This window comes from Streptomyces bullii (assembly GCF_042657145.1).
GTDB classification, from domain to species: domain Bacteria; phylum Actinomycetota; class Actinomycetes; order Streptomycetales; family Streptomycetaceae; genus Streptomyces; species Streptomyces bullii.
The window spans coordinates 65,221-78,587 of the sequence record NZ_JBHSNY010000018.1 but is presented as its reverse complement, the minus strand read 5'-3'; the positions used below and the strand labels follow the sequence as shown (position 1 = coordinate 78,587).

At 72.2% G+C, this 13,367-nt stretch carries 13 protein-coding genes and 1 pseudogene; 11 read left to right on the top strand and 3 right to left on the bottom strand.

The genetic code is table 11. The features are described from left to right. The 4 genes and pseudogenes from ACFPZJ_RS37165 to ACFPZJ_RS37150 all read left to right on the top strand — a co-directional run. A pseudogene (locus ACFPZJ_RS37165) lies at positions 1–401 on the top strand (flavodoxin-dependent (E)-4-hydroxy-3-methylbut-2-enyl-diphosphate synthase); the annotation flags it as partial. Between the two features lie 121 nt (positions 402–522). Continuing rightward, a complete protein-coding gene (locus ACFPZJ_RS37160; protein WP_381031130.1) occupies positions 523–1,371 on the top strand; it encodes a GNAT family N-acetyltransferase in 849 nt (282 codons plus the stop codon). A 119-nt stretch (positions 1,372–1,490) separates the two neighbouring features. Continuing rightward, a complete protein-coding gene (locus tag ACFPZJ_RS37155; protein ID WP_381031128.1) occupies positions 1,491–2,024 on the top strand; it encodes a GNAT family N-acetyltransferase in 534 nt (177 codons plus the stop codon). Between the two features lie 73 nt (positions 2,025–2,097). Beyond that, positions 2,098–3,798, top strand: a complete 1,701-nt coding sequence (locus ACFPZJ_RS37150) for a proline--tRNA ligase (RefSeq protein ID WP_381031126.1) — start codon at positions 2,098–2,100, stop codon at positions 3,796–3,798. Positions 3,799–3,829: 31 nt separating this feature from the next. On the opposite strand, the gene ACFPZJ_RS37145 is transcribed toward ACFPZJ_RS37150, so the two are convergent. The 3 genes from ACFPZJ_RS37145 to ACFPZJ_RS37135 form a co-directional block, all read right to left on the bottom strand. Beyond that, positions 3,830–4,729, bottom strand: a complete 900-nt coding sequence (locus ACFPZJ_RS37145) for an aminoglycoside phosphotransferase family protein (protein WP_381031124.1) — start codon at positions 4,727–4,729, stop codon at positions 3,830–3,832. A gap of 89 nt (positions 4,730–4,818) precedes the next feature. Beyond that, entirely contained in the window at positions 4,819–5,298 is a 480-nt protein-coding gene (locus ACFPZJ_RS37140; RefSeq protein ID WP_381031122.1) for a ferritin-like domain-containing protein, read from the bottom strand. Beyond that, complete coding sequence (locus tag ACFPZJ_RS37135; protein WP_381031120.1) at positions 5,295–5,861, bottom strand: hypothetical protein; 567 nt, start codon at positions 5,859–5,861, stop codon at positions 5,295–5,297. The genes ACFPZJ_RS37140 and ACFPZJ_RS37135 overlap by 4 nt, the downstream gene beginning before the upstream one ends. Before the next feature lie 224 nt (positions 5,862–6,085). Here ACFPZJ_RS37135 and rimP point away from each other — a divergent pair, with 224 nt between their 5' ends. From rimP to truB, 7 genes are all read left to right on the top strand, one after another. Further along, positions 6,086–6,583 (top strand): ribosome maturation factor RimP, encoded by a 498-nt coding sequence (gene rimP / locus ACFPZJ_RS37130; RefSeq protein ID WP_381031119.1) that lies wholly within the window; start codon positions 6,086–6,088, stop codon positions 6,581–6,583. Positions 6,584–6,622: 39 nt separating this feature from the next. Then, positions 6,623–7,609 (top strand): transcription termination factor NusA, encoded by a 987-nt coding sequence (gene nusA / locus ACFPZJ_RS37125; RefSeq protein WP_381031117.1) that lies wholly within the window; start codon positions 6,623–6,625, stop codon positions 7,607–7,609. Positions 7,610–7,711: 102 nt separating this feature from the next. Further along, a complete protein-coding gene (locus ACFPZJ_RS37120; protein ID WP_381031115.1) occupies positions 7,712–8,008 on the top strand; it encodes a YlxR family protein in 297 nt (98 codons plus the stop codon). Positions 8,009–8,159: 151 nt separating this feature from the next. Further along, positions 8,160–11,234 carry a translation initiation factor IF-2 gene (infB, locus tag ACFPZJ_RS37115; RefSeq protein WP_381031113.1) on the top strand — a complete coding sequence of 1,025 codons (3,075 nt, stop codon included), beginning with the start codon at positions 8,160–8,162 and terminating at the stop codon, positions 11,232–11,234. A 210-nt stretch (positions 11,235–11,444) separates the two neighbouring features. Continuing rightward, complete coding sequence (locus ACFPZJ_RS37110; RefSeq protein WP_381031111.1) at positions 11,445–11,738, top strand: DUF503 domain-containing protein; 294 nt, start codon at positions 11,445–11,447, stop codon at positions 11,736–11,738. A gap of 47 nt (positions 11,739–11,785) precedes the next feature. Beyond that, positions 11,786–12,238 (top strand): 30S ribosome-binding factor RbfA, encoded by a 453-nt coding sequence (gene rbfA / locus ACFPZJ_RS37105; RefSeq protein ID WP_381031109.1) that lies wholly within the window; start codon positions 11,786–11,788, stop codon positions 12,236–12,238. Further along, positions 12,235–13,140, top strand: coding sequence for a tRNA pseudouridine(55) synthase TruB (truB, locus tag ACFPZJ_RS37100; protein WP_381031107.1), 906 nt, complete (start codon positions 12,235–12,237; stop codon positions 13,138–13,140). Before rbfA ends, truB begins: the two co-directional genes overlap by 4 nt. Positions 13,141–13,367 lie beyond the last annotated feature (227 nt).

Here is a 13,367-nt window from a genome sequence, read left to right as displayed (position 1 = left end):
CGCCCGCCGAGGAGGTCAAGGTCGGCATCCAGATCCTGGAGTCGCTCAACCTCCGCCAGCGCGGCCTGGAGATCGTCTCCTGCCCCTCCTGCGGACGCGCCCAGGTCGACGTCTACAAGCTGGCCGAGGAGGTCACCGCCGGCCTGACCGGCATGGACGTCCCGCTGCGCGTCGCCGTCATGGGCTGCGTCGTCAACGGCCCCGGCGAGGCCCGTGAGGCCGACCTCGGCGTCGCCTCCGGCAACGGCAAGGGCCAGATCTTCGTCAAGGGCGAGGTCATCAAGACCGTCCCGGAGTCCAAGATCGTCGAAACCCTCATCGAGGAGGCCATGAAGCTGGCCGAGCAGATGGAGAGGGACGGCGTGGCCTCCGGCGAGCCCGAGGTGTCGGTCTCCGGCTGACCGCCCCCGCCGGCCACGGCCGCCGCAGCCGTCCTCCCGCGCCGCCCCGAGGGGCGGCGCGGCACATGTGCGGCAGGTACAGTGCGGAGATCAGCAGACCCCAGTGTGTGAGGCCCCGCACGTGTTGACGCAGACCACCTCCCGGGTCCTCGAACCGAGCGACCTGGACGCCGCGCTCGCCGTCCTCGACCGCGAGCCGGTCGCGAACGCCTTCGTGACCTCGCGGGTGCAGGTCGCCGGTCTCGACCCGTGGCGGCTCGGCGGTGAGATGTGGGGCTGGTACGAGGACGGCATGCTGACGTCCCTGTGCTACGCCGGCGCCAACCTGGTGCCCATCTGCGCCACCCCCCGCGCGGTGCGCGCCTTCGCCGACCGCGCCCGCCGCGCGGGACGCCGCTGCTCCTCCATCGTCGGCCCCGCCGAGACCACCGCCCAGCTGTGGCGGCTCCTCGAACCGCACTGGGGCCCGGCCCGCGAGGTCCGCCGCCGGCAGCCGCTCATGGTCACCGACCGCATGCCCGACGACATCGCCCCGGACCCCTACGTCCGCCGCGTCCGCAAGGACGAGATGGAGACGATCATGCCGGCGTGCGTGGCGATGTTCACCGAGGAGGTCGGCGTCTCCCCGCTGGCCGGTGACGGTGGGCTGCTGTACCAGGCCCGCGTCGCCGAACTCGTCGGCTCCGGCCGCTCCTTCGCCCGCTTCGACCCCGACGGCAAGGTCGTCTTCAAGGCCGAGATCGGCGCCGCGACGGACCGCGCCTGCCAGATCCAGGGCGTCTGGGTGGCGCCGGAGCACCGGGGGAGGGGGCTCGCGGCCCCCGGCATGGCGGCGGTGCTGCGCTACGCCCTGGCCGACGTGGCCCCCGTGGTGAGCCTGTACGTCAACGACTTCAACACCGCGGCGAGGCGGACGTACCGGCGCGTGGGTTTCCAGGAAGTGGGAGCCTTCATGAGCGTGCTCTTCTGAAGCGTGCGCTTCTTCAGGAGGGTGGGGGGAACTGGCCCGAGGACGCGGGGAACTGCGCGACCAGCCACATATGGCCCGTGCCCGGCCGTGAACCGAACACCCCCTGTAGGCTCCCCGCCATGGACGTCGTGATCGGCCCACTGGACCTCTCCGCCCACGTCGACGAGGCACTGGCAGTCCAGGCCGTCGCCTTCGGTCTCGGCCCCGACGAGGTAGCCGTACGCCGCCAGATCGTCCTTCGCCACATGACCTACCCCGGCGCCCGCGCCCTCGGCGCCACCACCGACGACGGGAGACTGGCCGGGTTCGTGTACGGCATGCCCAACGACCGCACCCACTGGTGGTCCACGGTCGTGGAGCCCTACCTCCGCGCCCAGGGGCACGAGGACTGGCTGGACGACTCCTTCGTCATCACCGAACTGCACGTCCACCCCCGCCACCAGAACCGCGGGATCGGCCGCTCCCTGATCACCACGATCACCGACAGCGCCGCCGAACCCCGTTCGATCCTCTCGGCCATCGACACCGAGAGCCCGGCCCGCGCCCTGTACCGCTCGCTCGGCTACCTGGACCTCGCCCGCCAGGTCCTCTTCCCCAGCGCGCCCAAGCCGTACGCCGTGATGGGCGCCCCGCTCCCGCTCCGCCGCCGTTAACCGATTTCCACCGTCCCGTACCGCCCGGCTAACCTCCTGCCATTCACCCTTACGCAGCAGGAGCAGAAGAACCATGGCGAACGCACCGGTCCAGCGCATGTCCCAGTTGATGGCGAAGACGTTGCGCGACGACCCGGCGGACGCCGAGGTCCTCAGCCACAAGCTGCTCGTCCGCGCCGGCTACGTCCGCCGCACCGCCGCCGGCATCTGGACCTGGCTGCCGCTCGGCCGGAAGGTCCTCGCCAACGTGGAGCGCATCGTGCGCGAGGAGATGGACGCCATCGGCGCCCAGGAGGTGCTGCTCCCCGCCCTGCTGCCGCGTGAGCCGTACGAGGCGACCGGCCGCTGGGACGAGTACGGCGCCGAACTGTTCCGCCTCAAGGACCGCAAGGGCGGCGACTACCTCCTCGGCCCCACCCACGAGGAGATCTTCACCCTGCTGGTGAAGGACCAGGCCTCCTCCTACAAGGACCTGCCGGTCATCCTCTACCAGATCCAGACCAAGTACCGGGACGAGGCCCGCCCCCGCGCGGGCATCCTGCGCGGCCGTGAGTTCCAGATGAAGGACTCCTACTCCTTCGACCTGACGGACGAGGGCCTCGCCCAGTCCTACGCCCTGCACCGGCAGGCCTACCAGCGCATCTTCGCGCGCCTCGGCCTCGACTACCGCATCTGCGCCGCGACCGCCGGCGCGATGGGCGGCTCCAAGTCGGAGGAGTTCCTCGCCCCGGCCGAGGCCGGCGAGGACACCTTCGCCGACTGCCCGAACTGCGACTACGCCGCCAACACCGAGGCGATCACGTACGAGCTCAAGCCGGTCGACGCCGCCGGTGTCCCGGCCGCCGAGGACATCCCCACGCCCGACACCCCGACCATCGAGACCCTGGCCGCCTCCCTCGGCGTCCCGGCCTCCGCCACGCTGAAGAACCTCCTCGTCAAGGTGGACGGCGAGATCGTCGCCGTCGGCGTGCCCGGGGACCGCGAGGTCGACCTGGACAAGGTCGAGGCGCACTTCGCCCCGGCGGAGGTGGAGCTGGTCACGGCGGAGGACTTCGTCGGCCGCCCCGACCTCGTGCGCGGCTACGTCGGCCCGCAGGGCCTGGACAAGGTCCGGTACATCGCCGACCCGCGCGTGGCCCCGGGCACGGCGTGGATCACCGGCGCCAACAAGCAGGACACGCACGCCAGGAACGTCGTGGCCGGCCGCGACTTCGAGGTCGACGAGTACGTCGACGTCGTGGTCGTCCAGGAGGGCGACCCCTGCCCGCAGTGCGGCACCGGGCTCAGGCTCGACCGCGCCATCGAGATCGGCCACATCTTCCAGCTCGGCCGCAAGTACGCCGACGCCCTCAAGCTCGACGTGCTGGGCCAGAACGGCAAGCCCGTCCGCGTCACCATGGGCTCCTACGGCGTCGGCGTCTCCCGCGCGGTCGCGGCCCTCGCCGAGCAGACCGCCGACGACAAGGGCCTGTGCTGGCCCCAGGAGGTCGCCCCGGCCGACGTCCACGTGGTCGCCGCCGGCAAGGCCCTGCAGACCGAACTCGCCCTCGACGTCTCCGAGAAGCTGTCCGCCGCCGGCGTCCGCGTCCTGGTGGACGACCGGGCCGGCGTCTCCCCGGGCGTGAAGTTCACGGACGCCGAGCTGATCGGCGTACCGCGGATCCTGGTGGCAGGCCGGCGGGCCGGTGAGGGCGTCGTGGAGCTGAAGGACCGCCGCACCGGCGAGCGCGAGGAAGTGACGGTCGAGGAGGCCCTCGCGCGCCTCACCGCCTGAGGCGGCCGGGTCGGGTGCGGAACGCGGCGCTCTAGAGCCAGCCGGCGAACTCCAGCAACAGCTCGGCGTCCCGCTCCCGCCCGACCCGCCGGGCCCGCACGCCCGACTCCACGGCCCGGAACAGCGTCCAGCCGCGCAGCCGCTCCTGGTCCACGTCCAGCGACTCCGCGAGCCGCTTGATCCGCCGCCGGGTCGTCGCCGCGCCCGACGGCTGGGCGATCAGGTCCTCCACCCGGTCGCGCACCAGCCGGGCCAGATCGAAGGCGCACTCGCCGACCACCGGGTCGGGGCCCACGGCCAGCCACGGCATCCGCTCCCCGGCGAGCACCTTGCTCTGCCGGAAGGTGCCGTGCAGCAGCCGGTGTTCGGGCGGCGCCGCCAGCAGCTCCTCGCGGGCCGCGAGCGCGGCGTCGACCAGCGGTGCCACCTCCGCAGCGGTGTCGGCGGACGCCCGCATCGCCTCCGCCTGCCGCCCGGTCCGCTCGGCCACGGTCTCGAAGGGCTGGTCCCCGGGCGGCTCGACCCACAGCCGGCGCAGCGTCCCCGCCGCCTCCAGCAGCGCCTTGGCCTCCGGCAGCGACCGCACCGACAGATCCGGATGCAGCCTCTCCAGCAGCAACACGCCCTCGGAGGTGAAGGGCTCCAGCAGCTGTACGGCACCCCGGCCCGCCCAGTGCGCCAGCGCCGCCCGCTCGCTCTCCGGGCGGGCCCGGCGCGGGGCCAGCTTCAGCACGGCCGGTGTCCCGTCGGCCTGGCGCACGAGCACGACCAGGCTGCTGCGCCCGCCGGGCACCTGCACCCGCTCGACGGTCAACTCGCGCAGTGCGACGGCCCGCCGCGTCAGCTCGGGCAGCTCGCCCAGCCAGGCGTCACCCTCCGGTGCCGTCTCACCCAGCGCCCTGACCAGGCGCTGCGGCGCTTCGATAGCCATGCGCGAGTCGTTCCCTTCCTGCTGACCGCGTACCTCCGAGCGACGTGCGCGGTCCGTGCCGTACGCCCTGGGCCGTCGGACCGTCCGTCCTACGGCGTCGGCGCCGCCGCGCCCGATGGGGCACCGGGCGCCCGCTCGGTGAGCCCAGGGAAGGCTACGCTCCCCCCGCGCCAGCGCACCGCCCGCACCGCGGCCTCCCGCAGCGCCTCGGCCGCCAGCGCCCGCCGCCCGCCGCCGGACGCCCGCACCAGGTCGGAGTAGACCGCGGCCACCCGGTCCTCCAGCACGACGGCCAGCCGGACGGCCGCCGCCGGATCCGCCACCGGGAAGGGCAGGGCGTACCCGGCGGACGCGGCGACGGGCTCCGCGCCCAGGTCCTCCACCTCGCGCCCCAGCGCGTCCCGGCGCGCCCGGTGCGCGTCGTACGCCGCCCGTGCCTCCGTGCGCCGCTCGGTGCCGATCCGACCCCCGACGACGCCGTACCCGTACACCGCCGCATGCTCGGCCGCCAGGGCCGCCTGGAGGGCCTTCAGCTCCCGGTTCTTCTCCTGGTTCGTCGCCTTGCTCACCTGTTTCCCTCCGTCAGCAGGTAGACGTGCGCCGCCCCGGCCGCCGCCACCGAGGCCAGCAGCCGCGCCTCCTCGCCCGGCAGCTCCAGCAGCTCCCTCGTCCGCCGGTCGGCGAGGTCCCGCTCGGCGGAGGCCAGCGCGGCCAGGGCGTCCTTCTCGTTCCCCGGCACGTCGATCGAGGGGGAAACGGAAGGCGAAGGCGAAGGAGACGCGGCAGACGCGGCAGACGGCGGGGACGCATCGGAGGCGGTCGGCGAGGACGCCCGGCCGGCCCCGCCGAACGCCTCCACATGCCGGACGACCTCCTCCCGCAGCGGCCGCAACCGTGCCGTCAGCCCCGGATGCGCGGCGATCACCGCGTCGTACTGCTCGACCAGCCCCGCGCTGTCCCGCGCGGCACGCGCGCGTGCCCGCTTAGCGGCCGAAGGACGGCTGCCGCCGGTGGCGTCGGAGTCCTCGGAACCGGCGGAACAGCCCGCCAGGACGACCGCCGTCGAGGCGACGGCGAGCAGGCTCCTTCTGCGCGGCCCCGGGCGGGTGCGCGACGGTGAGGGGAACGGCACGGCAGACGTCCTCGGGGGCTCGAACGAAAAGGAGGCGAACGGGAGCGACAGGCAGGGCTGCACGCCCGTGATCACGGTACCCGGGGACCTGCCCGTGGCCACTCAGCGGCACCGTCCGTCACCGGGTGGGACCGGGTGGACGGCAACACCCCCCGCGACCGGATACCCTTTGACCAGACACGCGACCATCCCACAACAGCACACGCGGCCGAGGAGTCACCCGGATGAGCACCACCCAGAGCGAGAGGCTGCGAGAGCTCCTGGAACCGCTCGTCAGCTCCCAGGGCCTGGATCTCGAAGAGATCGCGGTGGACTCCGTCGGACGCAAGCGTGTGCTGCGTGTCGTCGTCGACTCGGACACGGGCGCGGACCTGGATCAGATCGCCGATGTGAGCCGCGCGCTCTCGGCGAAGCTCGACGAGACGGACGCGATGGGCGAGGGGGAGTACACCCTCGAGGTCGGCACCCCGGGCGCGGAGCGCCTCCTCACGGAGCACCGGCACTACGTGCGCGCCACCGGCCGGCTGGTGAAATTCCAGCTGGCCGAGGGCGGCGAGTTGGTCGCCAGGATCCTCAAGGCCGACGACGACGGCGTCGACCTGGAAGTCCCCGGGGTCAAGGGCCGCAAGGCCACGGCGCGCACACTCGCCTTCGAGGACATCACCCGGGCGCGCGTCCAGGTCGAGTTCAGCCGCAAGGACAACGAGAAGGCCGCCGAATAAGGCCGTAGAGGCCGTCAGGAACGAAGAGGAGGCGTAGCCGTGGACATCGACATGAGTGCCCTGCGGGGCTTGGTACGGGAGAAAGAGATCTCCTTCGACCTGCTGGTCGAGGCGATCGAATCGGCCCTCCTCATCGCCTACCACCGCACCGAGGGAAGCCGCCGGCACGCGCGCGTGGAGCTCAACCGGGAGACCGGACATGTGACCGTGTGGGCGAAGGAGGACCCCGAGGACCTCGAGGAGGGTCAGGAGCCCCGGGAGTTCGACGACACCCCGTCCGGCTTCGGCCGTATCGCCGCCACCACGGCCAAGCAGGTCATCCTGCAGCGCCTGCGCGACGCCGAGGACGACGCGACGCTCGGCGAGTACGCCGGCCGCGAGGGCGACATCGTCACCGGCGTGGTGCAGCAGGGGCGCGACCCGAAGAACGTGCTCGTCGACATCGGCAAGCTGGAGGCCATCCTGCCGGTGCAGGAGCAGGTGCCCGGCGAGCAGTACCCGCACGGCATGCGTCTGCGCTCGTACGTCGTGCGGGTGGCCAAGGGGGTGCGCGGCCCGTCCGTGACGCTGTCCCGTACGCACCCCAATCTGGTGAAGAAGCTCTTCGCGCTCGAGGTGCCGGAGATCGCCGACGGGTCCGTGGAGATCGCCGCGATCGCCCGTGAGGCCGGTCACCGCACGAAGATCGCCGTCCGGTCCACCCGCTCGGGCCTGAACGCCAAGGGCGCCTGCATCGGCCCCATGGGCGGCCGGGTGCGCAACGTGATGGCCGAGCTGAACGGCGAGAAGATCGACATCGTCGACTGGTCGGACGACCCGGCGGAAATGGTCGCGAACGCCCTGTCACCCGCGCGGGTGTCCAAGGTGGAGGTCGTGGACATGGCCACACGCTCCGCCCGCGTGACCGTGCCGGACTACCAGCTGTCGCTGGCGATCGGCAAGGAAGGGCAGAATGCCCGGCTTGCCGCCCGTCTGACCGGTTGGCGGATCGACATCCGGCCGGACACCGAGCAGACCGGGGAATAGATCCAGGCCGCAGGTCGCTCAGATCACGACAGGTTTGTGCGCGGCAACTGTTCGAATCCTGCCCCAAAGGGGTGAGGAGCGTACGGGGAGGTAGACTTAACAGTGTCTGGCCGGACACGCGCCCGAGCATGCCCTGAACGCACCTGTGTGGGGTGCAGGGAGCGAGCGGCCAAGACTGATCTGCTGCGGATCGTGGCGATCAGGGACGCATGCGTCCCTGATCCTCGCGGTACGCTGCCCGGCCGGGGTGCGTACGTACACCCCGCACTGGTCTGTCTCGACCAGGCGGTACGCCGCCGGGCGTTCACGAGGGCACTGCGCGCCCCGGGAACGCTCGACACAAAGGCGTTGCGCCAGTACGTCGAGCGGACAACAGTTGCCGAGCAGGCAACACGGTAAGGAAAGACGTGCCGCACGGAACCCCGTGCGGTGTAGGTACCTCGCGAGTCGAAAGCAGGTCGAGATTGCGATGAGCACTCGATGAGTACGCGATGAGTACGCCCATGAACTAGCGACGGTCCGGACGCAACCCGGACCTCAAAGGAGCGAAGTGGCTAAGGTCCGGGTCTACGAACTCGCCAAGGAGTTCGGTGTCGAGAGCAAGGTCGTCATGGCCAAGCTCCAGGAGCTCGGTGAATTCGTCCGTTCGGCGTCTTCGACGATCGAAGCGCCCGTAGTACGCAAGCTGACTGACGCCTTCCAGGGCGGCAGTGGCAACGGCAAGTCCGCTGCCAAGCCCGCGGCCCCCAAGAAGGCCGCCCCCCGTCCCGCAGCGCCCTCGCCGGCCTCCCCGGCGCAGGCCGGCGGTACCTCCCGCGCCGTTCCGGCAGCGGGGGAGCGTCCGGCTGCCCCGAAGCCGCCGACCGCGCCCAAGCCCCCGGCGGCCCAGCAGCCGTCGGCTCCGGCGGCTCCCACGCCGGGCCCGCCCCCGACGCCGGGCCCGCGCCCCGCGCCGCGTCCGGCCCCGGCCGCGCCCGAGTTCACCGCGCCTCCGTCGGCCCCGGCTCCGGCCGGCCCGAAGCCCGGTGGCGCCCGTCCCGGCGCTCCCAAGCCCGGCGGCGCCCGCCCCGGCGCTCCCGGCCAGGGTCAGCAGGGCCAGCGTCCCGCTGAGCGGGGCGGTCCGCGTCCCGGCGGCTCGGCGCCGCGTCCCGGTGCCCGTCCGGCCGGTCCGCGCCCGGGCAACAACCCCTTCACCTCCGGTGGCTCCACCGGCATGGCGCGCCCGCAGGCGCCCCGTCCGCAGGGCCCGCGGCCCGGCGGCCCCGGTGCCCCCGGCGCCGGTCCCCGTCCGCAGGCGCCCGGCGCCCAGGGCGGCGGTCCGCGTCCGCAGGCTCCGGGCGGTTCCCGCCCGAGCCCGGGCTCGATGCCCCGTCCGCAGGGCGGTCCGCGTCCGGGCGGCGGTCCCGCGGGTCCGCGTCCGAACCCCGGCATGATGCCGCAGCGTCCCGCTGCCGGCCCGCGTCCCGGCCCCGGTGGCGGCCGTGGCCCGGCCGGAGCCGGCCGTCCCGGCGGCGGCGGCGGTCGTCCGGGCGGTGGCGGCGGTTTCGCCGGCCGTCCCGGCGGCGGCGGCGGTCGTCCGGGCGGTGGCGGCGGTTTCGCCGGCCGTCCCGGTGGCGCCGGCGGTGGCGGCGGCTTCGGTGGCGGCGGTGGCCGTCCCGGCTTCGGCGGTCGTCCCGGTGGTCCGGGCGGTCGCGGTGGCACGCAGGGCGCCTTCGGCCGTCCCGGTGGTCCCGCGCGCCGTGGCCGCAAGTCGAAGCGGCAGAGGCGTCAGGAGTACGAGGCCATGCAGGCCCCGTCGGTCGGCGGCGTGATGCTGCCTCGCGGCAACGGCGAGAGCATTCGCCTGTCGCGCGGTGCGTCGCTCACCGACTTCGCGGAGAAGATCAACGCCAACCCGGCGTCGCTCGTCGCGGTCATGATGAACCTCGGCGAGATGGTCACCGCGACCCAGTCCGTCTCCGACGAGACGCTGGAGCTCCTGGCCAGCGAGATGAACTACACGGTTCAGATCGTCAGCCCGGAGGAGGAGGACCGCGAGCTGCTCGAGTCCTTCGACATCGAGTTCGGCGAGGACGAGGGCGACGAGGAGGACCTGGTGGTCCGTCCGCCGGTCGTCACCGTCATGGGTCACGTCGACCACGGTAAGACCCGACTCCTCGACGCCATCCGCAAGACGAACGTCATCGCGGGCGAGGCCGGCGGCATCACCCAGCACATCGGTGCCTACCAGGTCGCGACCGAGGTCAACGACGAAGAGCGCAAGATCACCTTCATCGACACCCCGGGTCACGAGGCGTTCACCGCCATGCGTGCCCGTGGTGCGAAGTCGACCGACATCGCGATCCTGGTCGTCGCGGCCAACGACGGCGTGATGCCGCAGACGGTCGAGGCGCTCAACCACGCCAAGGCGGCCGACGTCCCGATCGTGGTCGCGGTCAACAAGATCGACGTCGAGGGCGCCGACCCGACCAAGGTGCGCGGTCAGCTCACCGAGTACGGGCTGGTGGCCGAGGAGTACGGCGGCGACACGATGTTCGTCGACATCTCCGCCAAGCAGGGTCTGAACATCGACTCCCTGCTGGAGGCCGTGATCCTCACCGCCGACGCCTCGCTCGACCTGCGGGCCAACCCGAACCAGGACGCGCAGGGCATCTCGATCGAGTCCCGCCTCGACCGCGGCCGCGGTGCCGTGGCGACGGTCCTCGTCCAGCGAGGCACGCTGCGGGTCGGCGACACGATGGTCGTGGGCGACGCCTACGGTCGCGTGCGCGCCATGCTCGACGACAACGGCAACAACGTCACCGAGGCCGGCCCGTCGACGCCGGTCCAGGTCCTGGGCCTGACCAACGTCCCGGGTGCGGGCGACAACTTCCTCGTGGTCGAGGAGGACCGTACGGCCCGCCAGATCGCGGAGAAGCGTGCCGCTCGCGAGCGCAACGCGGCCTTCGCCAAGCGCACGCGCCGCGTGTCGCTGGAGGACCTGGACAAGGTGCTCAAGGCCGGTGAGGTCCAGCAGCTGAACCTGATCATCAAGGGTGACGCCTCTGGTTCCGTCGAGGCCCTCGAGTCCTCCCTGCTCCAGCTGGACGTCGGCGAGGAGGTCGACATCCGCGTCCTGCACCGCGGCGTGGGTGCCGTCACCGAGTCGGACATCGACCTGGCGATGGGCTCCGACGCCATCGTGATCGGCTTCAACGTGCGCGCGGCCGGCCGTGCGCAGCAGATGGCCGAGCGCGAGGGCGTGGACGTCCGGTACTACTCGGTCATCTACCAGGCGATCGAGGAGATCGAGGCGGCCCTCAAGGGCATGCTCAAGCCGGAGTTCGAGGAGGTCGAGCTCGGTACGGCGGAGATCCGCGAGGTCTTCAAGTCGTCCAAGCTGGGCAACATCGCGGGTGTTCTCATCCGCTCCGGCGAGGTCAGGCGCAACACCAAGGCGCGCCTCATCCGCGACGGCAAGGTGGTCGCGGAGAACCTCACCATCGAGGGTCTGCGTCGCTTCAAGGACGACGTCACCGAGATCCGCGAAGGCTTCGAGGGCGGTATCAACCTCGGAAACTTCAACGACATCAAGGTCGACGACGTCATCGCGACGTACGAGATGCGCGAGAAGCCGCGGGCGTAACAGCCGACGGTGGCCGCCGGCCGACGGGACGTGGTCCCGTCGGCCGGCGGGCCGTCCGCCGACCCGCGGGGGCGCGGGCGCCCGGGGCGGTGCCCCGGGGACAAAACCCGGTCGAGCCCCAGGCAGGGGCGCGGTACCGTTCTTGATGTCCCTGCCCCTCCAGATGGCAGGGCCATCGATCCCGTACCGGCGGGTGAACCGGTTGCACACATGTATGTGGGGACGCTGTCCTTCGACCTCCTCCTCGGCGACGTGCGGTCGCTGAAGGAGAAGCGCTCCGTCGTCCGCCCGATCGTCGCCGAGCTCCAGCGCAAGTACGCGGTGAGCGCGGCCGAGGTGGACCACCTGGATCTCCACCGGCGGGCCGGCATCGGACTCGCCGTGGTGTCCGCCGACGCGGGGCACCTGACCGACGTACTGGACCGGTGTGAACGGCTGGTCGCCGGCCGCCCCGAGGTGGAACTGCTGTCCGTGCGACGCCGCTTCCACGGCGAAGACGACTGACGACCAGAGCCCAAGAACGCAGACAGGAAAGAACGGGAGACGGACCAGTGGCCGACAACGCGCGGGCTAAGAGGCTGGCGGACCTCATCCGAGAGGTGGTGGCCCAGAAGCTGCAGCGCGGGATCAAGGACCCGCGGCTCGGCTCGCACGTCACCATCACGGACACCCGGGTGACGGGCGATCTGCGGGAGGCGACCGTCTTCTACACCGTCTACGGGGACGACGAGGAGCGGCAGGCCGCTGCCGCCGGCCTGGAGAGCGCCAAGGGCATCCTGCGCTCCGAGGTCGGCCGTGCGGCGGGCGTGAAGTTCACGCCGACCCTGACGTTCGTCATGGACGCCCTGCCGGACACCGCGCGCACCATCGAGGACCTCCTCGACAAGGCGCGCCAGTCCGACGCGAAGGTGCGCGAGGCCTCCGCGGGCGCCACGTACGCCGGTGACGCCGACCCGTACAAGAAGCCCGGCGAAGACGACGAGACGGACGACACCGCGGAATGACCCAGAAGCACACCACGCCCGACGGCCTTGTCATCGTCGACAAGCCGTCGGGCTTCACTTCGCACGACGTCGTCGCCAAGATGCGCGGTATCGCCAGGACGCGGCGCGTCGGGCACGCCGGGACGCTGGACCCGATGGCGACCGGTGTCCTGGTCCTCGGCGTCGAGAAGGCGACCAAACTCCTCGGCCACCTCGCGCTGACCGAGAAGGAATACCTGGGCACCATCCGGCTCGGGCAGACCACGCTCACGGACGACGCCGAGGGGGAGATCACCTCCTCCACCGACGCCTCCCAGGTAGCCCGCGAGGCCATCGACGCCGGCATCGCCAAGCTGACCGGCGACATCATGCAGGTGCCGTCCAAGGTCAGCGCCATCAAGATCAACGGGGTGCGCTCCTACAAGCGGGCCCGGGAGGGCGAGGAGTTCGACATCCCCGCCAGGCCCGTCACCGTCTCCTCCTTCGGCGTGTACGACGTGCGGGAGGCCGTCGCCGAGGACGGCACCGCCGTGCTCGACCTGGTGGTCTCCGTGGTCTGCTCGTCCGGCACGTACATCCGCGCCCTCGCCCGGGACCTGGGCGCCGACCTCGGTGTCGGCGGGCACCTCACCGCGCTGCGCCGCACCCGCGTCGGTCCGTACAAGCTGGACGCGGCCAGGACGCTGGACCAGCTCCAGCAGGAGCTGACCGTCATGCCGATCGCCGAGGCGGCCGCGGCGGCGTTCCCGCGCTGGGACGTCGACACCCGACGGGCCCGGCTGCTCACCAACGGCGTACGGCTGGAGATGCCCGACGAGTACGCGGGCTCCGGCCCCGTGGCCGTCTTCGACCCCGAGGGCCGCTTCCTCGCCCTGGTGGAGCACCACCGGGGCAAGGCCAAGAGCGTGGCCGTCTTCAGCTGACCGGCCCGTCAGGCCCGGCGGCCGTCGCAGGTCCGCCCGTGGAGCGGCGGCACGGGGTGCCCACTGTCCGCCGCTCCACGGTCCCCCCTCGGTTCCCCCACCCCTAGGGTGTATCCACCCGCCCCCGTCCGTTCACCCGTGCGTGCGGGCGCTCGGAGTGAACCAGGGGAGCGGAAGGGGGCGCTTTCCCGAAGTGATCTGTCCCGCTGATCTTCGCGCCCGTACCG